Source organism: Methylobacter tundripaludum SV96, from assembly GCF_000190755.2.
Lineage (GTDB): Bacteria > Pseudomonadota > Gammaproteobacteria > Methylococcales > Methylomonadaceae > Methylobacter_A > Methylobacter_A tundripaludum.
The window spans coordinates 1,480,170-1,505,120 of sequence record NZ_JH109153.1; the positions used below are offsets into that span (position 1 = coordinate 1,480,170).

General features: G+C 47.4%; 23 protein-coding genes. 12 read left to right on the forward strand and 11 right to left on the reverse strand.

Features of this window, described 5'->3' with window-relative positions:
• Positions 1–237: 237 nt before the first annotated feature.
• The 3 genes from METTU_RS19405 to METTU_RS23420 all read left to right on the forward strand — a co-directional run bounded on the left by METTU_RS19405 (position 238) and on the right by METTU_RS23420 (position 4,192).
• Positions 238–2,424 carry a glycoside hydrolase family 3 N-terminal domain-containing protein gene (locus METTU_RS19405; protein ID WP_254258065.1) on the forward strand — a complete coding sequence of 729 codons (2,187 nt, stop codon included), beginning with the start codon at positions 238–240 and terminating at the stop codon, positions 2,422–2,424.
• Between the two features lie 115 nt (positions 2,425–2,539).
• Complete coding sequence (gene fucP / locus METTU_RS19410; RefSeq protein WP_006893674.1) at positions 2,540–3,814, forward strand: L-fucose:H+ symporter permease; 1,275 nt, start codon at positions 2,540–2,542, stop codon at positions 3,812–3,814.
• Between the two features lie 159 nt (positions 3,815–3,973).
• Positions 3,974–4,192: a hypothetical protein gene (locus METTU_RS23420; RefSeq protein WP_150107898.1), complete on the forward strand. Its 219-nt coding sequence runs from the start codon at positions 3,974–3,976 to the stop codon at positions 4,190–4,192.
• Here the strand turns inward: METTU_RS23420 and pyk are convergent.
• From pyk to queG, 5 genes are all read right to left on the reverse strand, one after another.
• Positions 4,173–5,627: a pyruvate kinase gene (pyk, locus tag METTU_RS19415; protein ID WP_006893676.1), complete on the reverse strand. Its 1,455-nt coding sequence runs from the start codon at positions 5,625–5,627 to the stop codon at positions 4,173–4,175. The two genes, METTU_RS23420 and pyk, sit on opposite strands and share 20 nt — an antisense overlap.
• A gap of 60 nt (positions 5,628–5,687) precedes the next feature.
• Positions 5,688–6,347, reverse strand: coding sequence for a peroxiredoxin family protein (locus METTU_RS19420; RefSeq protein ID WP_006893677.1), 660 nt, complete (start codon positions 6,345–6,347; stop codon positions 5,688–5,690).
• Positions 6,348–6,358: 11 nt separating this feature from the next.
• Positions 6,359–7,348 (reverse strand): 6-phosphofructokinase, encoded by a 990-nt coding sequence (gene pfkA, locus METTU_RS19425; protein ID WP_006893678.1) that lies wholly within the window; start codon positions 7,346–7,348, stop codon positions 6,359–6,361.
• A gap of 116 nt (positions 7,349–7,464) precedes the next feature.
• A complete protein-coding gene (locus METTU_RS19430) occupies positions 7,465–8,031 on the reverse strand; it encodes a DUF4124 domain-containing protein (protein ID WP_169624992.1) in 567 nt (188 codons plus the stop codon).
• A 107-nt stretch (positions 8,032–8,138) separates the two neighbouring features.
• Complete coding sequence (gene queG, locus METTU_RS19435; RefSeq protein WP_006893680.1) at positions 8,139–9,224, reverse strand: tRNA epoxyqueuosine(34) reductase QueG; 1,086 nt, start codon at positions 9,222–9,224, stop codon at positions 8,139–8,141.
• Between the two features lie 177 nt (positions 9,225–9,401).
• On the opposite strand from queG, the gene METTU_RS19440 reads away from it, so the two are divergent.
• The 5 genes from METTU_RS19440 (at position 9,402) to miaA (ending at position 15,751) form a co-directional block, all read left to right on the forward strand.
• On the forward strand, positions 9,402–10,865 hold the full coding sequence (locus METTU_RS19440) for a bifunctional ADP-dependent NAD(P)H-hydrate dehydratase/NAD(P)H-hydrate epimerase (protein WP_006893681.1): 1,464 nt from the start codon (positions 9,402–9,404) through the stop codon (positions 10,863–10,865).
• Positions 10,866–10,993: 128 nt separating this feature from the next.
• Positions 10,994–11,410, forward strand: coding sequence for a tRNA (adenosine(37)-N6)-threonylcarbamoyltransferase complex ATPase subunit type 1 TsaE (gene tsaE, locus METTU_RS19445; RefSeq protein WP_006893683.1), 417 nt, complete (start codon positions 10,994–10,996; stop codon positions 11,408–11,410).
• Between the two features lie 87 nt (positions 11,411–11,497).
• Positions 11,498–12,787 (forward strand): N-acetylmuramoyl-L-alanine amidase, encoded by a 1,290-nt coding sequence (locus tag METTU_RS19450; protein WP_006893689.1) that lies wholly within the window; start codon positions 11,498–11,500, stop codon positions 12,785–12,787.
• A 103-nt stretch (positions 12,788–12,890) separates the two neighbouring features.
• Positions 12,891–14,735: a DNA mismatch repair endonuclease MutL gene (gene mutL / locus METTU_RS19455; RefSeq protein WP_006893690.1), complete on the forward strand. Its 1,845-nt coding sequence runs from the start codon at positions 12,891–12,893 to the stop codon at positions 14,733–14,735.
• Between the two features lie 62 nt (positions 14,736–14,797).
• Positions 14,798–15,751: a tRNA (adenosine(37)-N6)-dimethylallyltransferase MiaA gene (gene miaA, locus METTU_RS19460; protein WP_006893691.1), complete on the forward strand. Its 954-nt coding sequence runs from the start codon at positions 14,798–14,800 to the stop codon at positions 15,749–15,751.
• A gap of 420 nt (positions 15,752–16,171) precedes the next feature.
• On the opposite strand, the gene METTU_RS19465 is transcribed toward miaA, so the two are convergent.
• The 4 genes from METTU_RS19465 to METTU_RS19480 all read right to left on the reverse strand — a co-directional run bounded on the left by METTU_RS19465 (position 16,172) and on the right by METTU_RS19480 (position 19,116).
• Positions 16,172–16,381, reverse strand: a complete 210-nt coding sequence (locus METTU_RS19465) for a cold-shock protein (protein WP_006893693.1) — start codon at positions 16,379–16,381, stop codon at positions 16,172–16,174.
• Between the two features lie 254 nt (positions 16,382–16,635).
• The gene (locus tag METTU_RS19470; protein ID WP_006893694.1) at positions 16,636–17,124 is read right to left on the reverse strand and encodes a flavin reductase family protein; all 489 of its coding nucleotides are present in this window, start codon (positions 17,122–17,124) and stop codon (positions 16,636–16,638) included.
• Between the two features lie 171 nt (positions 17,125–17,295).
• On the reverse strand, positions 17,296–18,237 hold the full coding sequence (locus tag METTU_RS21960) for an OmpA family protein (RefSeq protein WP_006893695.1): 942 nt from the start codon (positions 18,235–18,237) through the stop codon (positions 17,296–17,298).
• A 66-nt stretch (positions 18,238–18,303) separates the two neighbouring features.
• Positions 18,304–19,116: a motility protein A gene (locus tag METTU_RS19480; RefSeq protein WP_050897823.1), complete on the reverse strand. Its 813-nt coding sequence runs from the start codon at positions 19,114–19,116 to the stop codon at positions 18,304–18,306.
• Between the two features lie 204 nt (positions 19,117–19,320).
• On the opposite strand from METTU_RS19480, the gene METTU_RS19485 reads away from it, so the two are divergent.
• Complete coding sequence (locus METTU_RS19485) at positions 19,321–19,965, forward strand: response regulator (RefSeq protein WP_006893697.1); 645 nt, start codon at positions 19,321–19,323, stop codon at positions 19,963–19,965.
• A gap of 85 nt (positions 19,966–20,050) precedes the next feature.
• On the opposite strand, the gene METTU_RS19490 is transcribed toward METTU_RS19485, so the two are convergent.
• A complete protein-coding gene (locus METTU_RS19490) occupies positions 20,051–20,974 on the reverse strand; it encodes an NAD(P)-dependent methylenetetrahydromethanopterin dehydrogenase (protein WP_006893698.1) in 924 nt (307 codons plus the stop codon).
• 43 nt (positions 20,975–21,017) lie between these two features.
• Positions 21,018–21,926 carry an NADP-dependent methylenetetrahydromethanopterin/methylenetetrahydrofolate dehydrogenase gene (locus METTU_RS19495; protein ID WP_006893699.1) on the reverse strand — a complete coding sequence of 303 codons (909 nt, stop codon included), beginning with the start codon at positions 21,924–21,926 and terminating at the stop codon, positions 21,018–21,020.
• A 168-nt stretch (positions 21,927–22,094) separates the two neighbouring features.
• Between METTU_RS19495 and METTU_RS19500 the strand changes: the two genes are divergently transcribed.
• The 3 genes from METTU_RS19500 to METTU_RS19510 all read left to right on the forward strand — a co-directional run bounded on the left by METTU_RS19500 (position 22,095) and on the right by METTU_RS19510 (position 24,920).
• A complete protein-coding gene (locus tag METTU_RS19500; RefSeq protein WP_006893700.1) occupies positions 22,095–22,703 on the forward strand; it encodes a 5-formyltetrahydrofolate cyclo-ligase in 609 nt (202 codons plus the stop codon).
• Positions 22,703–23,845: a type III PLP-dependent enzyme domain-containing protein gene (locus METTU_RS19505; protein WP_006893702.1), complete on the forward strand. Its 1,143-nt coding sequence runs from the start codon at positions 22,703–22,705 to the stop codon at positions 23,843–23,845. The genes METTU_RS19500 and METTU_RS19505 overlap by 1 nt, the downstream gene beginning before the upstream one ends.
• A gap of 82 nt (positions 23,846–23,927) precedes the next feature.
• Positions 23,928–24,920: a zinc-dependent alcohol dehydrogenase family protein gene (locus tag METTU_RS19510; RefSeq protein ID WP_006893704.1), complete on the forward strand. Its 993-nt coding sequence runs from the start codon at positions 23,928–23,930 to the stop codon at positions 24,918–24,920.
• Positions 24,921–24,951: the final 31 nt, after the last annotated feature.

Genomic DNA, 24,951 nt, shown 5'->3' on the forward strand with positions numbered 1-24,951 from the left:
GAGCTTGGAAGTCCGCCAAGCCTGATCGATAATGTTTTTTGTAGAAAAGCCGTGGCGCAGCTTAAAATGCCAATAGATTTAACTCCATTGCCGTTCGTGGTAACTCTTCGGCTGCGCTCAGGACTAAAGGCCTTGTCGAACCCATGAATCTTAAACAACCAACACGCGAAGAATATTAAGTTGCAAACCTTACATATCATTTTAATTATCCTCTTTTCGGTCATGACGGGGCATTCTGTGAATGCACAAGAAACAAACAAAGCAATAGAAAGTAAAGTCAAAAACCTGCTGTCCCAAATGACGCTTGAAGAAAAAGTAGGGCAGATGACGCAGGTTGATTTTACGGTGATCGGCGTTCCTAAAGAACAAAACGCTGAGGATCAAATCGATCCGGCCAAGCTGGAAGATGCGGTGTTAAAACATCATGTGGGTTCCATTCTTAACACGCCCTTTACGCCCGACAACAAGGCGCAATCAATTGATATATGGCGAAAAATGATGCGCACCGTGCAGGATGCGGCGGCAAGAACGCGCCTGAAAATTCCGGTTATTTACGGAATTGATGCGATTCATGGCGCGACTTACACGCAAAACTCGGTATTGTTTCCGCAAGCCATTAACATGGCGGCGACGTTCAATTCGGATCTGGCTTTCAAGGAAGGCGAAATCACCGCCAGGGAAGTGCGCGCCTCCGGCCAGCAATGGAATTTTTCCACGGTGATGGATATTGGTCGCCAACCGCTTTGGCCGCGCTTGTGGGAAACCTTCGGCGAAGATGTGCATTTGGCGACGGTGATGGGTACGGCTTATATTAAAGGCCATCAAGGCGATGATTTTTCCGCTGCCGATAAATTGCCGACTTGCCTGAAACATTATGTCGGTTACAGCTATCCCCTTAACGGCAAAGACCGGACGCCTGCCTGGATAGGCGAAAGAATGCTGCGCGAATATTTTCTGCCGACCTTTGAAGCGGGCGTGAAAGCGGGAGCGCCGACGGTGATGGTCAATTCGGCGGAAGTTGACGGCATCCCCGGACACGCCAATCATCATTACCTGACCACGATTTTACGCGGCGAACTGGGCTTTAAAGGCTTTACCGTGTCCGACTGGGCGGACATCGAGCGTCTTTATACTCGTGACAAGATGGCGGCGTCACCCAAAGAAGCGGTAAAAATTGCGGTGATGGCCGGTATCGACATGAGCATGGTGCCGTTCGATTTTTCTTTTTATGATTTGCTGGTTGATTTGGTCAAATCCGGCGAAGTGCCGATGTCCCGTATTGATGAAGCCGTGTCCAGGATACTGACGGTCAAGTATCAAGCCGGATTATTCGAGCCTAAACCGCTGTTGCCGATTGAAGGTAACTTTGCCACGGCTGAGGCTATAGAAACCAATCGTCAGGCGGCGCGCGAATCGATTGTGCTTGCCAAAAACGAGCACAACATCCTGCCGCTGAAAAAAGACGCCAATATTCTGGTGACAGGCCCAACCGCCAATTTGCTCAGTGCGATGAATGGCGGCTGGACGGTTTCCTGGCAGGGCGCAACTGAAGAGTTATATCCTCAGGAGAAACTGACGGTCTTGGAAGCCATACAGGAAAAAGCTACCGGCAAAGTGACTTACGTTGGTGGCGATGCCTTTGATGCGCCAATCGATGTTCAAAAGGTGATTGATGAGGCTAAAGATCACGACGTTATTCTGCTTAGTCTGGGCGAGCATCCTTATACCGAAACGCCGGGCAATATTGAGACGTTAAATCTCGATCAGGCGCAAGTCGATCTTGCCAATGCCGCGATTGCAACCGGAAAGCCGGTGGTTTTGCTGACCCTGGGCGGTCGTCCGCGTATTATTACGTCGATTGCAGAACGGGCTTCCGGCGTTATTCTGGGCTTTTTGCCGGGCATGGAGGGCGGCGAGGCCATTGCCGATATTTTGTACGGCGACTACAACCCCAACGGCAAGCTGCCCATTTCCTATCCTAGAAACACCAACGGTATTACTCCGTATGACTATAAGCCCATTGAGTCGTTTGAGTCGAATATTTATAACCCGCTTTATCCATTCGGGCATGGCTTAAGCTATACCACTTTTGAAACCAGCGATTTGAAGGTGGAAAAAGAAAAAATCAACATCGGCGAAAATATCAATGTCACCGTTAATGTCAAAAACACCGGTTCGTTAAAAGGCAAGGAAACCGTGTTGGTTTACATCAATGATGTGGCGGCTTCGGTGACCCGGCCTAACAAACAACTTAAAGCGTTTAAAAAAGTCGAATTGAATCCGGGGCAATCCGAGAGTTTAAGTTTTACCTTAACGCCGCGTGATTTGTCGTTTATTGGCGTTGATTTGAAGCGGATTGTGGAACCGGGAGATTTTAAGGTGATGGTCGGCAATGAAATGGTTGGCTTTACGGTGACGAAATAACAACATAAATAGGCGATTGAAAGCCTTTTTCACCACGAAGACACGAAGATTTATTTCTTCGTGCCTTCGTGGTGATAATCTTTTTAGTTTTTTAAACGAACATGCCGGTAAATTTATGATCAATACAACCGACTCGACAAATAGTTCCGACAAAAATCCTTATTTAGGCTCGTTAACGGTATTAACTTCGCTGTTTTTTATCTGGGGTTTTATCACCTGCTTGAATGATATTTTGATCCCTCATTTGAAAGCAGTGTTCACCCTGAATTATACGGAAGCAATGTTGGTTCAATTTTGCTTCTTTACCGCCTATTTTGTCGTATCCGTTCCCAGCGGCTATTTAGTCGAAAAAATCGATTACAAGGGCGGCATCATTGCCGGGTTATCCATAGCGGGCATCGGCTGTTTGCTGTTTTACCCGGCCGCAAGTTCGCACTCCTATCCGTTATTTCTGGCGGCGTTTTTTGTATTGGCCTCCGGCATTACCTTGTTACAGGTTGCCGCAAATCCGTACGTCACCATATTAGGCAAACCGGAAACCGCTTCCAGCCGATTGACCATGACTCAGGCGTTTAATTCGCTGGGTACGACTATCGCCCCTTATTTCGGCGCGTTATTTATCCTTGCCACTGCCGTTAAAACGGCAGATGAAATCCAACTGCTGAATACCGATGAATTATCGACTTACCAGGCGGCGCAAGCGGCCGCTGTGCAAATCCCTTACTTGTTGCTTGCTGCGGTTTTATTTTTGATTGCGATCGTTTTTGTGCTGATCAAATTACCCAAAATTGAAGCTACCGAAGAGCAGGTTTCAGGCGGTGCAGATGATGTTCATGATAGCGCCTGGGGTTACAAGCATTTGGTCTTGGGCGCAATCGGCATTTTTGTTTATGTCGGCGGAGAAGTGTCCATCGGCAGTTTTTTGATCAATTTTCTGGGCGAGCCTGCCATTGCCGGATTGGCGGAACAAGAGGCCGGAAAGTATGTGTCGTTTTATTGGGGCGGCGCCATGGTCGGGCGATTTATCGGGGCGGCAGTCATGCAAAAAATCCAGCCCGGCAAAGCGCTTACCTTTAACGCGGTAACGGCGGCGCTGTTGGTTTTAATGACCATGTTCGGCAGCGGTCAGGTTGCGATGTGGACGCTTCTTGCGGTCGGGCTGTTTAACTCGATCATGTTTCCCACCATCTTTTCATTGGCGGTTAGCGGCTTGGGAAAGCACACCGGGCAGGGATCGGGGATTTTGTGCGCCGCCATCGTCGGCGGCGCTATCCTTCCTGTCGTGCAAGGATTATTTGCCGACCGGATCGGCATTCAACAGGCGTTTTTTATCCCGGTACTTTGTTATTGCTACATCGCTTATTACGGATGGCGGGGGCACAGGGTTTAGGCAATTGTTGGTCTCCAATATCCAGATTGATGACGTCGGGAAACTCTAGTTTCGTGAAACAGTAAGCTGGAGCTTCCCTTACCTAGGCGTAGGCCGGAATAAGGCCATCCAGGCGCGTAGCGCGAGGTGGCGTTGCCTACATGGATGTAGGTAAGGAGCGTGAGCACGACTGCATGGATGCAGGAGGTAGAGCAACGCAGGAGCAGTTGCCGAGGAGCGGAAGCTTTTCCGGCGGATTCGGGAGGTGTTTGCCGGAAACGCCAGTTCTCGCTGCCGCTCAAACAGGCTTATTCCGGCCTACAGGGATTTTGTGGCGCGCACGGCACACCCTACAGAAACTCTGGCGTGCCCAAAAACATCAAAGCGTCAGCATGGTGATGGTCGGTGAGCTCAACTGGCTGTCCAGGTGAAAACCGCGAACGACAATTACGTTATCGCCTTCGTTTGCCAGCTTTGTTGCAAGGGCATGATGACGCGCCAGTTTATTGGGATGGGTGTGGCCTGCATCCTCCGCGTGTATCGGTATAACCCCCCAGTATAGATTCATCCGCTGGCACACCCATTTGTTGGCGCTGATGGCTATCAGCGGTGCAGCAGGCCTTGCTGAGCTCAATGTCACCACCGACATGCCGCCGCTGGTAATGCTGACAATGGCTTTTGCATGCAGGTCAAAGCAGAGCTGGGCGGTCGCGTCGGCTACCGCATCGCCGAAGGGTAGCGGTTTTTGTTCGTTATCCCGGTGCGCCAATTTACCGAAAACATCCTGTTCCCTCATGAACGCTTCGGTTTGATAGATGACTTTGGACATCATTTCAACCGCTTCAATCGGAAAGTGTCCCGCCGCCGTTTCTCCGGACAGCATCACCGCATCGGTAGAGCAATAAACCGCATTGGAAACATCGGTCACTTCGGCGCGAGTGGGTCTGGAGTTTTCTATCATGGATTCCAGCATTTGGGTGGCGACGATGACCGGTTTGTTCAATGCCCTCGCGCTTTTAATGAGCTGGTGCTGGGCAATCGGCACGTCTTCCGGGTTCAATTCTACGCCTAGATCGCCTCTGGCAATCATGATGGCATCGGAGGCGTTAATGATTTCCTGGCCGTTAATCAAGGCTTCCGGTTTTTCAATTTTGGCGATGATGTGCGTGTCGTAGCCGCTGGAGATAATCAACTGACGCAGGTCGGTAATGTCTTCGGCCTTTCTGACGAACGACAGCGCCAGGTAATCAACGCCCAAATCCAAGGCAAACAATGCGTCCGCTCGGTCCTTGTCGGTTAATGACGGACAAGACACATTAACGCCGGGCAGATTGATACCCTTGTTGTTTTTTAACTCGCCGCCGTAAATGACTTCGCAGCTAATGCCCTGGGCTGTTTTTTCAATAACCTTGAGTTCGAATTTACCATCGTCCAGCAGTATGCGATCTCCCGCCATTACATCATCAGCCAATCCGGGGTACTGGCAGGGAATAAGATTTTTCTCGCCAACAATATCCCGGGTCGTTACTACAACGCGGTCGCCGGTTTTAATAACAATACAGCCGTTTTTGAATTTCCCGGTTCTGATCTTGGGGCCGCAAAGATCGGCAAAAATGGTAATGTGCTGATGCAAGGCTTCAGCCGATTCCCTGATTATCGTATACAGCTTGCGGTGGCTTTCATGTTCGCCATGAGACATGTTCAACCTGAAAACATTGACGCCGGCCTTGATAAGATTGTAAATAACTTCCGGCGTATCCGAAGCCGGGCCTAGCGTGGCAATGATTTTTGTCTTACGACTGGATAGATGGGGGATGTTGACGTGGATGGGCATTTTTTATCTGTCCTTGTTGAGTGTTTTTATTAGACTGCTACACGGTTTAAGCCGCGTATTTTATTCCTGCAATAACCCCAGTATCCGCATTTCCAACTCGGGATAATCGCCAAATGCGCAATCCCTGAGTATGCCTTGTTTATCCACCAGAATATGCGAGGGTGTGCCTTTTAAGTCGAAACGTTCAAACGTTTCAGCATGGTAATCAAGAGACTGGAAATAATTCCGCACTTGCTGCCTGATTTTTTGTTGGTCCGCTTCGGGCCGCTGTTCGAAATTTGGGACGCGGTCCTTGATAAAGTTTGTGATGACGTTATTGCTCACTTCGCCTTGACGTTTGTTCAAACGGTCCATCGCTACCGGGAACGGAATGCGATAGGGCAGAAGGCCTGCGCTTAGCTTGTCTTGTTGGCTTAATATTCGCAGCGTTTCTCCGACCACCTCGCCGTTTTCAATCAGGCGGATTAGATTTTCCATATTGTTTTTATCAAAATCCTCAAACGCGGTGGCGACGCCCAATATCGTTAAACCGTGTTCCGAGTACTTCCGGTGCAAGTCTACCGCCTGTGGCAATGCGTATAAAAAACAGCCGGGACAATTGACCTGAAATACCTCGACCAGTACGACTTGGCCTAATAGTCGGTCAAAATTCGTTTCAGTTCCCTGAACCCAGGTGGAAACGGATAATAGCGGGGTTTTTTGGCCTATTTGCGCTTTCATCGTCGGCTCGCTTAAATGGCCAGGGCGCGGATTAATTCAAGCTGCGACTCGGTAGACTCGTTTTTTCCTGTCATGCATGCCGATAAGGGCACCATTTCAATTTCGCCTTTATTAAAAGCCGTAACATGGCAGCGCAATCCCTGGTTAAGACTCTGTACCGCGGCATAACCCATTTTGGAGGCAATCAGGCGATCCAGTGCGGTAGGGCTTCCGCCGCGTTGGATATGTCCCAAAATGCAGGCGTGGACGCTAAGGTTGTACTGCGTCATTAGCGTGTCTTTTATTTCGTAGGATAAACCGGCTTTTTCGCCTTCGGCTACGATGATAATGGATGATGTTTTACCCCGTTCCGTGCCTTTGTTAATGCCGCTGACAATCTTCTCGTAATCGACCGCCTGATTTGACAGGACAACATGCTCGGCCCCGGTACATATGCCGACTTGCAAGGCAATGAAGGATGACTTGCGACCCATTACCTCGACCAGGAAGGTTCGGGCATGCGCCGAGGCGGTATCCCTGATGTTGTCTACGGCATTGACGGCGGTTTGTACTGCGGTGTTGAAACCGATCGTGTATTCGGTGCCGGATATGTCGTTATCAATGGTGCCGGGAATGCCGATCACCGGAATGTCATGCTCCTGATGCAAGGTCATCGCACCGGCAAACGAACCGTTGCCGCCGATCACAATCAGCGCGTCAATATGTTTTCTGGCTAAAATGTGCGCGGCTTCCTGCCTGATTTCAGGGGTGTGAAACTCCAGGCAGCGTGAGGTGTCGAGAATGGTGCCGCCGCGCTGGATGATATTGCCGACCGAGGACAGGTTGAGCTTTTGGATATTGCCCTCCAGCAAACCGGAATAACCTTTATAGATGCCGTAAACGTCAATGCCCATGCCGATAGCGGTCCTGACTACCGAACGTACCGCCGAATTCATGCCCGGACTGTCGCCGCCGCTGCACAACACCGCCAAAGATTTTATTGTTTTTATATTAGCTTCCATAGGTCCCGGTTACTGTTGGATGGTTTATGTTGCGCCTATTGTAGTTTATTTTGAACAATCTACGGATGTGACGCTGTCTTAATGATTTCGGCATCAGGACGATGCTTTCCGGCCATCTATTTCCATTTAAAAAGAAATTTTGTACCGTCATTGTCGTTATCTTTGTCGTGTTTTATTCCTGGTTGCTCCGAGCGTTGATGGTCTGTGAAGGTTTTTTCCTTAATATTATGTTGGTAAGGTAGATGAGGCGGGTAAGGCGGGAGTGGGATACGAGACGGATAATAGGGGTAAAATGGCTGCTGGTATGGGATCTGCATATTTTGCCGCTCCAGTGCGTCCGCCTGCCGCTTTGCCTTATAAGCTTGCTGCTGTTGATATTCAGCACTTTTTTTCAACGCTTCAACAGAGGCTTTTCTGTCCTGTTCGGCTTGAAGTTCTTTTTCGGCCTTGATTCTGGCTTCTTCACGCCTTGCGAAATCCTCTTTCCAGGCCTTTAGTTTGGCTTCTTCTTCGGCGACTTTACGCGGATCAATTTTCTGAATCTCTATCGTTTCCTGTTTTACGGCAGATTCGCATGGCGTAGATTGATAAACCATTTTGCCCGATTTCAGCTGACATTTAAAAACTTCAGTGTGGGCTAATGAAGAGAGTAGGCTCAATAAAATAAAAAATACTTTTTTCATAATTGAATACCCGGATCGATAGGCGTTATTGGGATGATACAAATAATCAGGATGGTCGTCATTTAAATTTGTCATTATGGCGAAGGGCGAAGGGGGACGCCTCTTGTTTATTCTGCTGAATCGTTAGCCGCTTGTTGCGCCAAGGCCCATGTTACATGTTCCTTGACCATCTCGGACTCATGGGCGAGCATAGGTTTTAAGGCGTCAATAATAAGTGGTGATGAAGGCGCATTGCCCAAAGCCACGGCGATATTCCTGAGCCAGCGTTCATGACCGATTCGTCGTATCGCCGAGCCTTCGGTTTTTGCCAGAAACTCCACTTCGCTCCAGGCGAATACCTCAAGCAATTGTTGGGTATTGAGTCGATGCCGGGGGTTGAAATCCTGTTCGCCGGTTGGTTTGGCAAAACGATTCCACGGGCAGATGATCTGACAGTCGTCGCAGCCATAGATACGGTTGCCGATCAACGGTCTTAAGTCTTCCGGTATTGAGCCGTGCAGTTCTATGGTCAGATAGGACACGCAACGTCTGGCATCGACCTGATAGGGTGCAATAATCGCCTGGGTCGGGCAAATATCCAGACAGGCGCGGCATTCGCCGCAATGCGCTGTAGCTGGGCTGTCGACAGGTAGCGGCAGGTTGGTGAACAGCTCGCCCAGAAAAAACCATGATCCGGCTTTGCGGTTAATGACATTGGAATGCTTGCCTATCCAGCCCAGTCCTGCTTTTTCGGCCAAGGCTTTTTCCAGAACCGGGGCGCTGTCGACAAAAGCCCGCATGGGGCCTGGGAGCTGGGAGCCGATTTCCGCTTGAATCTTGTCGGCCAGTTTTTGCAGGCGGTTGCGCATCAGTTTGTGATAATCGCGGCCCAGCGCATAGCGGGAAATATAGGCCGAAGCGGGATCGGCCAGCGCTTGATTCATGGTAATGGCGGATTCGGTTTGGTAATCCATGCGCACCGAGATAATGCGTAGAGTCCCCGGATGCAATAACTCGGGTCTGCTGCGTTTAAGGCCGTGGCGCTGCATATAGTCCATTTCGCCGTGGAAGTTATTGTCCAGCCAGTTTTTCAGATGCGCTTCCGCTTCCGGTAAATCGGTGTCGGTGATGCCCACTTGTTGAAAGCCCAGTTCCAGCCCCCATTGTTTAATTTGCAGGGCAAGATCGGCCATTTTTTGACTGCTTGTGTCCATAGCTGATGACAAGGATATAATGTGATTGTGAAGGATAAAAAAGACGAAAGGCAAAGGGCGAAAGGCGAAAAATATCTTTCGCCCTTTGCCTTTCGTCTTGCGCCTATCATTCCATTTTATCAGTGTTGATCCGTTAAATCCGCGTCATCTGCGTTAAAAGCTGAGTCGTTAAATACCATGCAAAATTTACCAATAAAACTCTATCGTGCGGCACAGGTCAGGGAACTGGATCGAATCGCCATACAGGAACGCGGCATTCCCGGTTTTGAATTAATGAGCAGGGCGGGGGATGAGGTTTTCCAGTGCATCAAAAAACAATGGCCGGATGCCCGGTCTATCGGCGTTTTTTGCGGTTCCGGCAATAATGCGGGCGACGGCTATATCATTGCCGGACTGGCATTGGCAGCGGGCTTGAACGTTTACGTTCATGCGGTTTCAGACCCTGAGAAACTCAACGGCGACGCGTTGACCGCCTACCGGAAATACCGTGCGGTCAACGGTACGGTTATGCCGTTTCAGGCCGGACAGGCCATTGATGCCGATGTGCTGGTTGATGCGCTGCTGGGTACAGGGCTAGATAGACCGGTAACCGGGCTTTATGCTGAAGCGATACAGACCATCAATGCCCATTCGTCCCCCGTCATTGCCGTGGATATTCCGTCGGGTTTAAACGCCGATACCGGCAACGTGATGGGCTATGCGGTAAAAGCCGTTTGTACGGTTACTTTTATCGGACTGAAGCAGGGCTTGTTTACCGGGCAGGCGGCCGAGTATTGCGGAGAGATTGGCTATGCGCAACTGGGAGTACCTGATGATGTGTTTGCCGGGCTTAAAGCCACGGCGACGCGTGTCGTCAAAACGCAGTTGCCGCGTCGCAGCCGTTGTGCGCATAAAGGTAACTGCGGACATGTACTGATCGTAGGCGGTGAGCTGGGCTATTCCGGTGCCGCCAGAATGGCTGGCGAGGCGGCTTTACGTGTGGGTTCCGGTTTGGTCAGCATAGCGACACGGGCCGAGCATGCCGGGCTGATGAATTTGAACAGGCCGGAGTTGATGTGTCACGGCGTCGAAACTGCCGTACAGCTAGCGGCGTTGCTGGAAAAAGCCGATGTCGTCGTTGTCGGGCCGGGATTAGGGCAAAGCGATTGGGCAAAAGCGTTATTTAATGCCGCGATAAGCTCCGGAAAACCGATGGTAATCGATGCAGACGCTTTGAATCTTTTAGCTGCCTCACCGACAACAAAGCCGGATTGGATTTTAACGCCGCATCCCGGCGAAGCGGCCCGGCTTTTAAACTGCTCTACTGCCGACATTCAAAAAGACCGGTTTGCGGCTGCATTATCCCTTCAGGCTGGCTACGGTGGTGTTGCCATTCTTAAAGGCGCGGGGACATTGATTGCATTCGAACATCAACTCGCCGTTTCCAATACCGGAAATCCCGGCATGGCATCCGGCGGCATGGGCGATGTACTGGCTGGTGTGATTGCCGGTTTGCTGGCTCAGGGTTTATCTTTGCAGGATGCGGCGCAGCAAGGGGTTTATAATCACGGGCTCGCGGCGGATTTGGCGGCTGAAAAAGACGGGGAAAGAGGTTTGCTGGCCAGTGATTTAATGCCTTATCTCAGGCAATTGATAAATTGATGATGTCAGCAAATAATGGAACACGGAGGACACTGATTGGACGGATTTAAACGGATAAAAAAGGCGACGTTTTTTGCCCTTCGCCTTTTGCCTATACCTATTCCCCTAACTAATGAGAAGTTACTGTAATGAAGACCTATTTAAAAGACACTGAAGCGACAGAGCAGTTTGGCGCTAAGCTTTGGGCGGAATTACCGTCAAAATGCCTAATATTTCTGCATGGTGATCTGGGCGCAGGAAAAACAACGTTGGTCAGGGGTTTTCTCAGGGCGGCAGGATATACCGGCGCTGTCAAAAGCCCGACCTATACGCTGGTCGAAGAATATACGGTAGGCGGTCGCAAGATATTTCATTTTGATTTGTACCGGGTTGCCGATCCCGAAGAGCTGGAATGGATAGGCATAAGAGACTATTTCGATCAGGATTGCATCTGTTTTATTGAGTGGCCCGATATGGGTAAAGGTTTTTTACCCGAACCGGATAGGGTTATTAGCTTGGTTGTGGACGGATTGGGCAGGTCGATAGAACTAGGTAAGACTACTTAGGATTAAAAAATATATGTAACTGGTCTGGAAAAACAAACACATACTGCTATAATCTAAACCGGATTATCACTTTAGTGAGTTATGGCGATGGAAAGTTACTGGAAGGTCTTGTTTATTATTGGATTACAGTTATTGGCTGTACCCGGTTATGCGGAACAGATCAATATTAGTGCATTGCGTTACTGGAATACGCCGGATCAAACTCAAATGCTGTTTGATGTGACATCCTCGCCTCAGCATCGGGTTTTTTTGATGAATAACCCGTCACGCTTAGTGATCGATATGCGCAATACCAATGTGAAGCTGGCATTAAGCCAGCCGGCGCCATCTCACCCGCTGTTTTCTCAAGTACGTGTAGCAACAAAAAATAAAACCGATATAAGAATTGTAGTCGACTTAAAAAGAGATATTAGCTCAAAAAATATGTCCTTAAGAACCAATAGCATGAATGGACATCGCTTGGTTATTGAGTTATTGGACAAAGCCCAGAATACATCGGTGAAGGTAGTGGAGAAGTCGGAGATTAAAGCGAGCGCCGGTCCTGCTAAAATGGCCGACAGCCAATCCATTGAAGAAAAACCTGTTAAAGAATCCCAAAAGGCAGTTACTAGAAAGACCGCGACTAGCCCGGTTGAAGTAACAAAAGTCGCCAAACGAGACAAAGACATAGTCGTTGCGGTCGATGCGGGGCATGGCGGGGACGATCCTGGCGCTCATGGGCAAAATGGTACCGAGGAGAAAAAAATCACTCTTGCCATTGCCAGAAAACTTGCGGATTTAATTAATCAACAACCGGGTATGAAGGCCGTCTTGGTTCGCAAAGGCGACTATTACGTGGATCTTAGAAAAAGAATGCAAATTGCCAGGGCAGCCAAGGCCGATTTGTTTATTTCAATTCATGCCGACGCCTTTCAGAATTCAACAGTCAAAGGTGCTTCGGTGTTTACCTTATCCAATAAAGGTGCGACCAGCGAGGCCGCGCGCTGGCTGGCGAACAGTGAGAACGCATCGGACTTGGTTGGCGGCGTCAGTCTCAACGATAAAGAAGATGTGCTGGCTTCAGTGTTGCTGGATTTGTCGCAGACTGCGACGCAAGATGCCAGTGTGAATGTTGCCAGGAAGGTATTGAAAAATTTTGAACATATCGGTGAATTGCATTACGCCTCGGTGCAAAAGGCCGGGTTTCTGGTGTTGAAATCGCCCGATGTACCGTCTATTTTGGTGGAAACGGCATTTATCTCCAATCCGTCGGAAGAGCTTAAGTTGGTCAACACCGCGCATCAAGCAAAGATAGCCGGCGCTATTTTTAATGGCGTACGCAGTTATTTCAGCAAAGATATTGCTGCGGAAAGCAAGGTGGCGGCTCTAGATATGTGAGGAATAGGCTCAAGGCTAAGCCGCTATTGCCGCGACGCCTGCAAGGAAGTGTGAATAATTACCTCCAGTCATATAAAATACGCTTTTTGCTTTAGGCTTGCTGATGCGTATTCATTCACTCCCCACTCAACTTGTTAATCAGATTGCCGCAGGCGAAGTAGTCGAAAGACCTTCGTCAGTGGTTAAAGAGCTGGTTGAAAATTGCTTTGATGCGGGAGCCAGTCAAGTCAGTATTGAAATCGAGCAGGGCGGTGCAAGGCTGATAAAAATCAGGGATAACGGCTGCGGTATCGTCAAAGAAGACTTGCCTTTGGCCTTGTCCCGACATGCAACCAGCAAGATTGCCAGCTTAAAAGATCTGGAGCAGGTGGTCAGCATGGGGTTTCGCGGCGAGGCCTTGCCCAGCATCAGCTCTGTTTCGCGGCTCACGCTGATTTCACGCATTAGCGATGCTGATTGCGCTTGGCGGGTCAATGCCGACGGCACTGAACAGGACTTTAATCCGCAACCCGACCCGCATCCGCAAGGCACCACCATTGATGTGCGCGACTTGTTTTACAACACGCCCGCCCGGCGCAAGTTTTTAAAAACCGAAAAAACCGAATTTGCTCACATAGAAACCTTAATCAAACGCATGGCGTTGAGTCGTTTTGATATTGGTTTTATCCTCTCGCATAATCAAAAGGAAATATTTAACCTAAAACCGGCGATAACTGAGAGTGAGCAAGAGCAAAGAATTGCCGGTATTTGCGGCTCGGCTTTCATTGAAAATTCAATCAAAATCGACTTTGCGGCGTCAGGTCTGCAATTAACCGGCTGGGTCGGGTTGCCGACCTTTTCCCGCAGTCAGCAGGATATGCAGTTTTTCTATGTCAACGGCAGGCTGGTCAGGGATAAACTGGTTTCCCATGCCGTTAAGCAGGCTTATCAGGATGTCTTGTTTCATGGGCGGCATCCGGTTTTTGTCTTATACCTGACGCTCGATCCTGCATTGGTTGATGTTAATGCGCATCCGGCAAAGCTTGAAGTCCGGTTCAGGGAAGGTCGGTTGGTACATGATTTTCTGTTTTCGGCATTGCACCGCTCTCTTGCCGATTTAAGGCCGGGACGCAATCTAATGCAACAGGTGGAGGTCGAAGCGTTACCGCAAACACCCGCCGTTTTGGACGCCAAGCCAAACAATGTAGCTTGGCTAAACGATAGCGTAACCCAACAATCAAAGCCCAATTTTGATAATAAAACGGCCTACAGCTCAAGATCGCCGCAGCAAGCATCATTGCCTTTGCATGTAGAAGAAGCCATGCAAGCTTATGCGTCGCTGTATCCAAAACCCGAACCGGTGGCGCAATCGGCCCAGCCGGAAGCGAGGCCTTTAGGTCACGCTATTGCACATTTGCACAATATCTATATCTTGTCTGAAACTCCTAACGGTATCATTTTGGTCGACGCTCATGCGGCGCACGAACGGGTCACCTATGAGCGATTAAAACAGCAATATCAAAACGGCGCGGTACCCAATCAGCCCTTGTTGTTGCCGATTAAAATAAAAGTCAGTGCAGCGGAAGCGGATTTGGCTGAACAGGAGCATGAATTTTTCAATACACTGGGATTTGAAATCAACCGTTCCGGGCTGGAAACCATCGTCCTGCGTTCAATACCCGTTTTATTGGGCAATACCGACATGGAAACTCTGGTTCGCGATGTGCTGGCCGATATGATTGAGCACGGCATGAGTCAGCGGATACAGGAAAAATCCAATGAGATATTAGCCACGGTAGCCTGTCATGGCGCCGTGCGCGCACATCGTCGCCTGACCATCGATGAAATGAACGCCTTGTTACGGGATATGGAGCAAACTGAAAGAATAGGGCAATGCAATCACGGCAGACCGACCTGGGTAGAATTATCGACCAATGATCTTGATAAATTCTTTCTGCGCGGTCAATAAAGTCATACATTCTTAAGTGCGATTTTCCGGTCGGTCGCCTTTAAATTAAAATATCCCAAAATATGCAAAATAAACCCAATCCCCCCGCTATTTTCCTGATGGGGCCTACTGCCTCAGGAAAAACTGCTCTATCCGTGCAGTTTGCCCAAGCGCTTGACGGCGAAATCATCAGTGTTGACTCGGCGCTTGTATTTAAAGGCATGGACATAGGCACTGCCAAGCCCACGCAGGAAGAAAGAGGCGGCATCCCGCATCATTTGATAGATATACTCGACCCCGCTGAATCATTCTCTACCGGTCAGTTTAGAAAACAGGCGTTGGCCTTAATGGATGACATAACCCGGCGCGGGAAAATACCGATACTGGTTGGCGGCACCATGCTGTATTTTAACGTCCTGAACAGCGGCCTTGCGGTACTGCCCGAAGCGGACGCGGATATCCGGGCTAAGCTCGATCAGGACTTGGAGCAACTGGGCAAGGAAGTTTTGCACAGTCGACTAGCCGATATTGATCCCGAATCGGCGGCGAGAATTCATCCGAATGACCCGCAACGTGTGCAACGCGCTCTGGAAGTCTACGAAATCAGTGGCAAGCCATTAACGTCTTTTTTTACAGCAGCCCAAGCGCAAGTCATCCCCTACCAAAAAATAAAACTGGTTATCGCCCCGCAAGACCGAGCTATTCTGCATGATCTTATTGCCTGCCGGTTTAAACAAATGCTGGAACAGGGATTTATTGATGAAGTGGAGGCGCTTTATAAACGCGGCGATTTAACCGAAAAAATGCCGTCGATCAGGGCGGTCGGTTATCGACAGGCTTGGTCCTATCTGCAAGGTGAATACGATCTTGAAACAATGACAGAAAAAGCCATTATTGCCACGCGGCAACTGGCCAAACGTCAGTTTACCTGGCTACGCAGAGAAACCGATGCGACAAGTTTACAGACCGGGCAACAAGATTTGTTAACAACAGTCTTGGCGACAGTTAATGATCAGCTGTCGAGAATGAGTGTATAGAATGGTTCTGGGATGGGCGTGGGGGTTTTTCTGTTTATAAAAAAGCGGTGGTGGAGCTTTGGCTATTTGCGCAAGAATTTAATCCAGTCAGTTAAGATCGTAGATCAAAATGTACATTGATGGTCAATACAATACGAGTTTTTTCGATATAAATGTCGTAAGGTATTGCTAAGCCAGCTATTGTGGCTGAATAGCTATGGATAATAATGGGATTAACCAAAATAAATTACATTGGGGGAGTTCAGCAGGTACATGCAGCTAAGGCATAATGCTGAAACTTGGGACCGTTTACTCAAATACAATAAATTGCTCGAATTTAGTCGTGTCTTACTAGGTTTTTACTTTTTAAAACCATTGGGCTGGCCGCATACGAGCTTGGCCCAAAAGTTAGTTAACTTTTGGGCCAAGTTTATGAGTTTGTTACGCTGGGGTTACATTCTCGGCTTGCGGACCTTTTTGGCCTTGTGTTACTTCCATAGTAACTTTTTGGCCTTCCCTTAAGGTCTTGCGACCGGCGCCGTTAATTGCACTATGGTGAACAAAAACATCTTTTCCACCTTCTTGTTCAATAAATCCAAAACCTTTTTCATCATTGAACCACTTAACGGTACCTACAACTTGCTCTGACATATCACACTCTTACTTAAAAAATTCGCCAATTTTTGTCGGCGTTACAAATCCCAGCTTCATAATAAAGCCGGCTCAAACTCTAACTGTGGCAGATAATAGCATTAAAGATGTGAGCAGAGCAAAATATTTTAACTAGGTTCAAAGATAATTCCATAATAGCCAAAATGGCGATATCAAAAAAACTTTGAATAAGAGAGTTTATTGCAAAACTTATGCTGGTTTGTTCCAAGATAAGAAGCGTCAATTTACCTTAATCATGGCTGAATCATAAGTTGTTGATAAGCGCCTTGGTAATATAAAAGCGGCTTTCCCGAGCGGCAAACGCTGTCTTGTACTTCACCGATTATAATCCAGTGCGTACTGGCGTGAATTTTTTCTATGACTTTGCACTCCAGGGACATGATGCTGTTATCCAGAATGGGGGCGCCGGTAATGCCCTTTGTCCAAGGTGTGTTTTCAAACCGTTGCTCTTGGCTGCTGCCACCGGCAAATTGGTTGGAAACGTCTTGTTGAGTTGAACTTAAAACGTTGACAGCGAAGCACTGGCTTTCTTGAATTCCCATACCGGTATCAGCAGATTCATTAATACAAACCAATACTTGGGGTGGATTAATTGAAACGCTTGAAAATGCGGTTACTGTCATGCCCTGAAGACCGAATTTTTCAGAGCATGTCGTAACAACGGTGACACCGCTGGCCCATAGTTGCATAGCCTTTTTAAAATCGTCAACACCAACAGTCATTAATTCCCCCGGTTATTTTTTATTAAAGATACCGCCTTTTTTTGACAGGAAAAGGCAAAAAAGCAGGCGTGTTTTGTTAAGGTTACTGAGTCTTTATGATACAGCACCGGCACAGACTTGTTAAATAATCGGGGGAGACGGCTATTCGATTTTTCAAGAAAATAACTAAATTCATTGTTCTGAGAATTTTATTAAAATATTAACACGCCGATTTTTTTCTTTTCCTTCCGGTGTTGAATTGTCGGCAATGGGCATGGTATCGGCGTAAGTGATGGCACGCAAGCGGCTGCTGTCTAGTTGTTGCAAGACAAGAAAGTGTAAAACGCTGGTGGCTCTGGAAGCGCCCAGTTCCCAGTTAGAAGGAAACTGGGCTGTTTTGATGGGGATGTTGTCTGTATGTCCTTCAATCAGAATTAGGCCTACCGATTGTTTTAATAAGGGCATAAGACGTTTTAGTAACGCTCCGCCAGAAGCCGTTAGATCTGCTTCTGAAGACTTAAACAATACTTTGTCCTGGATTTCGAGCTGCGCATAGCCTTGGTTAACTTTTATATTGACGGCTTTATTAAGCCCGAACTCATCAATTGCCTTTGTTAATTGTTGTTGTAATTCGGTTTCTTCCGTTAAGTTGGCGGCGGCCTGTTTGCTGTTAGTCGAAGTAGCGATGGAATTTGTTGCCGTTTCGGTCGCAACTTTAATTTCCGGCGCATTGGTGGTATGAGCAATGCTGTTGCTTTCTATAGGTTCAGTCTTGGCGTTAGAGCTATCGGGATTGATTTCGACTTTATGTTCAGTAAGTATGATTGGTTTTATAGGGTCATTTTCTACAACAACGGGGGATGGGGTATTTATGGTAGTAGATGTGGCAACAGGAGGGCATATTGCAGCAGGCGCTTTCTTGGGTTTAATTACTTGCGGTTTATTGGCGGCTGCTTGTTGCCGTTCCGTGTTTATGCCACTTACAGTAATTAATGTGATTACCAGCATGACGATGAGTACAAACACATCCAGATAGGTTAATAGCCAGTTTTGTGAGTTGCGAGTGCTTGGTTGGGCAAGTAAATCCTCCAAAGACAGGGAGGACTGTAATTTTAAAAATGGATCTTTACTCATTTTGCAGTACTTGATCAGTTTGTTAAGGGTTTATGTGGGCTGGGTTGATAAAGTCGGTGAACCTCTTCAGTCTTTTAATTCATTGTCATAGTGCATGATGAATGATTTGAGTGTTTCCCGCACGAATGACGGGCTGCGACGATCTGCTATCAGTGTAATGCCCTCCATGACCATGCTCATGATCATAATGCGCTGTTCAGTGCGTCTTTCAAGTTTTATGGCAATAGGGTTAAAGATAAGATTGGCCATGATGAGGCCGTAAAAAGTTGTAATCAAGGCAGTGCCCATGCTGTAACTTATACCGGCTATATCTTTTAGCTCAATGATTTGCAGCATGTTTATCATGGCTATCAGGGTGCCGAGCATACCGAATGCAGGAGAATAAGCGGCCAAGCTGTAAAATATGCTGGCTTCGGCTTTTTCTTTGGCTCTCAAGCGGGCAATGCGCCATTTAAGTAGCGACAAAATATCTTCGACCGGCGTATGGTCTACAACAAGCTGAAAGCCGGTTTTTAAATAGGGGTTGTTAATGCTGTCGATAGTGTTTTCTATCGCCAGTTTGTCCTTGTTAAACCACATTTGAGAAACTGCGATAATTTCGTTAGCTTCCCTTTGGGGATTTAAGCTCTCATAAAAGAAAATAAGCTTGATCGATTTCAAGCTGTGTTTAATATCTCTTAAGGGGTAACTTAAAAAAATAGCGGCAATCGTACCGCCAATGACGATCACCAGTCCTGTTAAATTGAAAAAAGAAAGCGGATCGTTTGCAGCAAATAGGATAATGAAAATGAATAGAATGATGCTTAGCAAAATACCCAGGGCTGTTGAATAATTGATTTTTTTTGGAAATGTTTTTATTAATGATTTGTTAGGTTTCATTTTATAATAATATCGGAACATGTTGATTATGCGGATGTTGATGGCTTGCTATGCAATAAAATCATATTACATCAATGCAGGTAAATCTACTTATGTATAAATACGGATATATAATGTATATTAGTGGCCTTTCAAAGTAGAAGTGTGACAATTTTTTTGTAACCGGCTGTTTTATAATTAACCGATAAAGGGATGAAAAAAGTGATGATTAGTGTTTTGCTTGTTGATGATCATGAGCTTGTTCGAACCGGAATTGAATCATTATTGAATGATGCAGAGGACATCTCGGTTATCGGTGTGGCTAAATCGGGTGAAGAGGCTGTTGATACCGTTGTCGCCCTGTCGCCGGATGTTGTATTGATGGATGTTAACATGCCTGGGATAGGTGGCGTAGAAGCCTGTCGTAGAATCCTGCAGCAGGATGCTGAAGTAAAGATCATTGCGTTATCTGTTCATAATGACGGCCCTATTCCTCATCAATTGCTCAAGCTTGGCGTATTAGGTTTTATTTCCAAGGGATCGCCGGTAGATGAGATGATTCTTGCAATTAGGAAGGTCATGGAGGGTAAGCGTTACCTGTGTTCTGAAGTGGCTAACAATCTGGCTTTTCAGGGCTTGCCTGGAAGTAATGAATCCCCATTCGCTCTACTTTCCCAGAGAGAAGCGGAAGTCGTTACTTTAATTCTTCAGGGAAAAACCATCAAAGAAATGTCGGAAATGTTGGTCTTGAGTGACAAGACAGTAAATACTTACCGTTATCGTCTTTACAGCAAGCTGCATGTAAAAAATGATGTTGAATTAATTCGCCTGGCGATTAAATTCGGTTATATCGATAATGCTTTGATTTAACGAGGAACGAGTAGTTCAGATTTCCACGTTAAATTGCGGAAACCTGAGTTTTGAATAAAGCTTGGTTTCCCAGCGGCTTGTTATGTTAGTTTTCGCTAGGGCCGAACTGCATTTCCCGGGCTTTGTTAAATGCAAATCTAAAGTCAATAAACAGAGGCTGTTCAGGCCCCAACATTGCTTCTAATAATTCATGTTGTAGTTGAAACTTAACATTCCCGATAGCTAAAGCGCCAATACCTACTGCACCTTGCGCATTCGTCGCATGAATGAGTGGCGCGCCACAATCATTGTTTTTGACGCCCTCTATACCAAAAGGCGGAACCGCATTAACATCGCCGGCCACTTTCAGCTGTGTCGCCTCTTTTAATACATTTGCACTTAAAACCTGAATGCCCGCTTTGGCTGTGCAGAAAATAATATCAGCAGTGGCCACCAGTCGGGCTTTATCGGCTTCAGAATTGGCCAAAGCTCCTTTAAGCGTGCAATTAAAACGACGATTGTATGCTTTAGAAACATCCAGGGCTGTATCAACTGATAAATGGTCGGTTAATGTCACATCGGCGCCGGCTAATGAAGCAATAATGCCTGTAGCAACACCTACGGGACCTGTTCCGCCAAAAATAACAACTGAGCAATCTTTCAGTTCTTTGCGGTGTTTTGCTTTCAGTTCTTTTTCGGCACAAGTAACTAATGCCGCAGCCGTGGTAAAAGCACCGCTGGGATCAGCAAAAACCGAGATTTCAAAAGGCGAAACCATGGCTTGTTTACTTGTGTTCAGCATGTCCATGGCTAACCCTAAATCGCGGCCGCCAATAAAAATTCCGGTGCGCTTAACGCCTGATGGACTGCGGGAGAAGGTGGCATCTTGAGTAAGTCCATAAACGCTATCCAACTTGACATTGTTATATGGGATAAGCACGTCAAACCCTGCATCCAGTGCCATGTTAATGTCGAATGGGCTATTGTTGGGCATGGGGTCAAGCATATGAAGAATGCTGCGTTTTGCCATTAGAGTTCCTTTTTATTATGCAGGTTAATCCGAAAGTTTAGACTCAAGAGCTTGATTTAATATATTCTCTTGCAGTTTCAAATGCATGCTCAAAATGCAGATACACAGGTTTGTCGCTATTGATCATTTTTTTCAACAAGAGGACTTGAGTCTGGTATTTAATGTTGCCAATTGCCATCGCCCCCAAGCCGACCGCGCCGCTGTTTGAGCCTTGAATGGGGGTGCCATTATGGAAGGCGTCAACACCTGCGATACCTGCCGGCGGTACGGCATTTACATCGGCAGCAACTTTAAGTTGTGGAGCCGATGCGACAAGTTCTGCACTTAATAGTTCAATGCCTGCAGCGCCGGTTGCAAAAACAACATCCGCTGTTTTAATGTATTCTGCTTTGTCCGCATCTGCGCCGGCTTCAATATTAGTTTTGCCGTCGCCGAATTCATTGTTGCACATGTCGGCAATGGCTTGAGCTTTGTCCAATTGACGACCGATAAGCTTTACGTGCGCACCGCTTTGTGCGGAAATGACTGCGGCCACTTGACCAACAGGTCCGGTTCCACCCAGTACCAGAATATTTTTTCCTTCCAGAGTCGTGTCGAATTTGGTTATTAATTCATGTTCAGCGGCTGCTACCATGCCTGCTGCCGTGGTAAATGCCCCGCTTGGATCAGCAAATACGGAAACTTCAAAAGGAGCGAACATTGAACGTTTGGCCGTATTCAACATATCCATTGCCTGTTTCGTATCACGCCCGCCTATGAATATCCCGGTGCGTTTTAAGTTTTTAGGGCTGCGCGAAAAGATGGCATCCTGTACCAAGCCTTGAACTTCACTAGGTTCGACATTGATATAAGGCAATGCGGAAACCCAACCTGCATCCAATGCCATATTGACATCAAATGGACTGAGGTTTTTAGCGGTGGTTAGCATGTGTAAAATTAATGGCTTTTCCATGGTATCTCCTTTATGTATTTATCCGGTAAGTATAAAAGAAAACACAGCAGAATAAAAATGCCCTTGCGCATTTGAGTTTTAAACCGGTGTTGAACCTGTGTATTATTGAAATGATTTTATGTTTTCGAGGTTGCAATGCATATTATTTTGGTTAAAGGCTGAACGCATATGAATGATCTAAAAAGCCGGCAACGGCGGAAGGCTTACGATGTTCGCAATGAGCAAATAGATAAGGATGTCATGAGCCGGATCATTTGCGCGCAATTTGTAGCGCACCCGATTTATCAACAGGCCAAAACGGTAATGTGGTATATCCATTGCCGCTCGGAAGTCAGAACTCAATCGGCATTGTTAGGCGAATTGGACGCCGGTAAGCGTATGGTCATCCCTTACTGCACTAAAGATGAGCAAGGACATAATAAACTGGGCTTATGGTGGCTGGAGGATTTTGCAGAACTGGTGTCGGGAATGTGGGGGATTTTAGAGCCGCCCAAACAACGATGGGGCGAGTTGGGAAAAGAAGTCGCCCCGGAACAGCTCGATTGCGTGATGGTGCCGGGCGTGGCTTTCGATCGAAATGGCGGGCGCTTGGGTAACGGCGCGGGTTATTATGATCGTTTGTTAAAGAGTGTCAGAGCCGATGCCGAATTGATCGGCGTTTGTTTTGAGTCCCAGTTGGTTGAGCAAGTCGCTATGGATGCTCATGATGTGGCTATGGATATTGTAATGACGGAAAAAACGCTTTATGCCGGTAAAGGACGGCAGTTTTCTAACTGATGGATTTTCAAGTGTTAAAAGACAGTGTTTATTCCTCTCCGGCTTTTGTTTTGGATGAAATAGAAGTTACCAAGGCTTTGGAAATATTAGCCGAGCTGAGGACGCAATGTGGTTGCAAGATTTTATATTCCATAAAATCATTGCCTTTTTCAGCCGTCATGGACATGGCGAAACCTTTTGTTGACGGCTTTTCAGTCAGCTCCTTATTTGAAGCGCGGCTGGCCGATGAGGTTTTGGCAGGACAGAGCAGTATTCACTTGACTACGCCCGGTATAAGGCAAGATGAGCTTGATGAGTTAAGTTTGCTGTGTTCGCATATCAGTTTTAATTCCCTGACCCAGCATCAGCGGTATTCCGAGACAGCTGGAGCGCAGTCTTCAATCGGCTTAAGAGTTAACCCAAAGTTGTCCTTTCTGCATGACGAGCGATTCGACCCCTGTCGGCAACATTCAAAGCTGGGCGTGGCTATTGATGAGTTGAGTCACTCGATTTGCCTGGATCAAATTGAGGGGTTGCATGTTCATAACGTGTTTTCCGCAACCGATTTCACCCCGTTAATTAAAACTATAGAAAAGCTTCAGCAGCATTTGGGGGCAGGATTAGCTCAACTTGAATGGTTGAATATCGGTGGTGGCTATTTGTTCGGTCAAATTGAAGATCATCGCCCGTTTGTTGAGCTGGTCAATAAGCTGAAACATGATTTTGGCGTTGAGGTTTATATTGAACCGGGCAAAGCAATCGTAGGACGAGCCGGGCATTTAGTGGCGACGGTGCTTGATCGTTTTGTCAGTGACGGTGAAACCATAGTCATACTGGATACCTCGATCAACCATAATCCCGAAGTGTTTGAATATCAGCGTCAACCTGAATTACATGAACATGATCCCGACGGACAATATGCCGCTATCCTGGCGGGTTGTACCTGCCTGGCAGGTGATGTATTCGGACAATATCGTTTTAAAGAACCCTTGGAAGTAGGGGATAAAGTGGTTTTTAAAAATGTCGGCGCTTACACCCTGATTAAAGCGAATCGGTTTAATGGCTACAACCTGCCGGATATTTACCTGAGCAACTCCCTGCGGGTGAAAAAAATGAAACACTACGATTATCAGGATTATCGCCGGCAATGGCTGGCTGATTAAGAATCAGGGTAGGGGCTTTAGTGGTTCAGCACTCATTAAGGTATAAAACGGTACATTTTTATTTACAAAAAAGGCTAAAAACATGAAAGCAATAATGATGACGGCCATCGGTAACCCCGACGTTCTGGAATTACACGACATTGACGAGCCGGAAATTTCTACAGCAACGCAAGTTAAAGTCAGGCTGAAAGCCGCAGGCGTCAACCCTGTCGATACCAAAATCAGGCACAGCGGCTTGCTTTATGATCATCCGTTGCCCGTGGTATTGGGTTGTGACGGAGCGGGAGAGGTCATCGAAACAGGCAGTGCAGTCAGCCAGTTTAAACCGGGCGATAAAGTCTGGTTTTGTCATGGCGGGTTAGGTCGTGAACAGGGTAATTACGCCGAATACACGGTGCTTGATCAGCGCTGGGTCAGTTTGATGCCGCAGACTTGTTCGTTTGCCGAGGCCGCCGCACTGCCGCTGGTGTTGATTACCGCATGGGGTGGCCTGTTTGATAGAGGCGGATTGCAAGCCGGGCAAACCGTGCTGATTCATGCCGGAGCCGGAGGTGTAGGGCATGTGGCGATACAATTGGCAAAATTAAAAGGAGCCCGAGTGATTGCTACGGTGCGTTCCGAGCAAAAAGCGGAATTTGTCAAGGCGATGGGCGCTGATGAAGTGATTCTTTATACGCAAGACGGTCTTGCCGATGCGGTCAACGAACTGACCGGCGGCAAAGGCGCCGATCTGGTTTTCGATACCGTGGGTGCCGAGGTGTTTAAAGCAAGCATCCCGGCGACAGCGCACTTCGGTCGTCTGGTGACCTTGCTCGATCCGGGTGAGTTGAGTCTGGCGGAAGCTCGAATGCGTAATTTATTGATTGGTTTCGAGTTGATGTTAACACCGATGCTAAGAGATTTACCTGAGGCAAGGGACAAGCACGTTGAAATTCTAAAGCAATGCGCACAATGGGTTGATAGAGGGCTTTTAAAAACCCATATCAGCAAGCAGTTACCGTTGGCAGAGGCCGCCAAGGCTCATGAGCTGATAGAAACAGGGCATAGCACCGGAAAAATTGTGCTGACTGTATAAGATGGTTGCTGATTCAGGCCATTCTAATTTA

What these genes read in the sequence shown, in the direction of transcription:
- fucP (WP_006893674.1), top strand. Translation starts at nt 2,540, where the DNA reads ATGATCAATACAACCGACTCGACAAATAGTTCCGACAAAAATCCTTAT.
- pyk (WP_006893676.1), bottom strand. Translation starts at nt 5,627, where the DNA reads ATGCCCATCCACGTCAACATCCCCCATCTATCCAGTCGTAAGACAAAA.
- METTU_RS19420 (WP_006893677.1), bottom strand. Translation starts at nt 6,347, where the DNA reads ATGAAAGCGCAAATAGGCCAAAAAACCCCGCTATTATCCGTTTCCACC.
- pfkA (WP_006893678.1), bottom strand. Translation starts at nt 7,348, where the DNA reads ATGGAAGCTAATATAAAAACAATAAAATCTTTGGCGGTGTTGTGCAGC.
- METTU_RS19430 (WP_169624992.1), bottom strand. Translation starts at nt 8,031, where the DNA reads ATGAAAAAAGTATTTTTTATTTTATTGAGCCTACTCTCTTCATTAGCC.
- queG (WP_006893680.1), bottom strand. Translation starts at nt 9,224, where the DNA reads ATGGACACAAGCAGTCAAAAAATGGCCGATCTTGCCCTGCAAATTAAA.
- METTU_RS19440 (WP_006893681.1), top strand. Translation starts at nt 9,402, where the DNA reads ATGCAAAATTTACCAATAAAACTCTATCGTGCGGCACAGGTCAGGGAA.
- tsaE (WP_006893683.1), top strand. Translation starts at nt 10,994, where the DNA reads ATGAAGACCTATTTAAAAGACACTGAAGCGACAGAGCAGTTTGGCGCT.
- METTU_RS19450 (WP_006893689.1), top strand. Translation starts at nt 11,498, where the DNA reads ATGGAAAGTTACTGGAAGGTCTTGTTTATTATTGGATTACAGTTATTG.
- mutL (WP_006893690.1), top strand. Translation starts at nt 12,891, where the DNA reads ATGCGTATTCATTCACTCCCCACTCAACTTGTTAATCAGATTGCCGCA.
- miaA (WP_006893691.1), top strand. Translation starts at nt 14,798, where the DNA reads ATGCAAAATAAACCCAATCCCCCCGCTATTTTCCTGATGGGGCCTACT.
- METTU_RS19465 (WP_006893693.1), bottom strand. Translation starts at nt 16,381, where the DNA reads ATGTCAGAGCAAGTTGTAGGTACCGTTAAGTGGTTCAATGATGAAAAA.
- METTU_RS19470 (WP_006893694.1), bottom strand. Translation starts at nt 17,124, where the DNA reads ATGACTGTTGGTGTTGACGATTTTAAAAAGGCTATGCAACTATGGGCC.
- METTU_RS21960 (WP_006893695.1), bottom strand. Translation starts at nt 18,237, where the DNA reads ATGAGTAAAGATCCATTTTTAAAATTACAGTCCTCCCTGTCTTTGGAG.
- METTU_RS19480 (WP_050897823.1), bottom strand. Translation starts at nt 19,116, where the DNA reads ATGAAACCTAACAAATCATTAATAAAAACATTTCCAAAAAAAATCAAT.
- METTU_RS19485 (WP_006893697.1), top strand. Translation starts at nt 19,321, where the DNA reads ATGATTAGTGTTTTGCTTGTTGATGATCATGAGCTTGTTCGAACCGGA.
- METTU_RS19490 (WP_006893698.1), bottom strand. Translation starts at nt 20,974, where the DNA reads ATGGCAAAACGCAGCATTCTTCATATGCTTGACCCCATGCCCAACAAT.
- METTU_RS19495 (WP_006893699.1), bottom strand. Translation starts at nt 21,926, where the DNA reads ATGGAAAAGCCATTAATTTTACACATGCTAACCACCGCTAAAAACCTC.
- METTU_RS19500 (WP_006893700.1), top strand. Translation starts at nt 22,095, where the DNA reads ATGAATGATCTAAAAAGCCGGCAACGGCGGAAGGCTTACGATGTTCGC.
- METTU_RS19505 (WP_006893702.1), top strand. Translation starts at nt 22,703, where the DNA reads ATGGATTTTCAAGTGTTAAAAGACAGTGTTTATTCCTCTCCGGCTTTT.
- METTU_RS19510 (WP_006893704.1), top strand. Translation starts at nt 23,928, where the DNA reads ATGAAAGCAATAATGATGACGGCCATCGGTAACCCCGACGTTCTGGAA.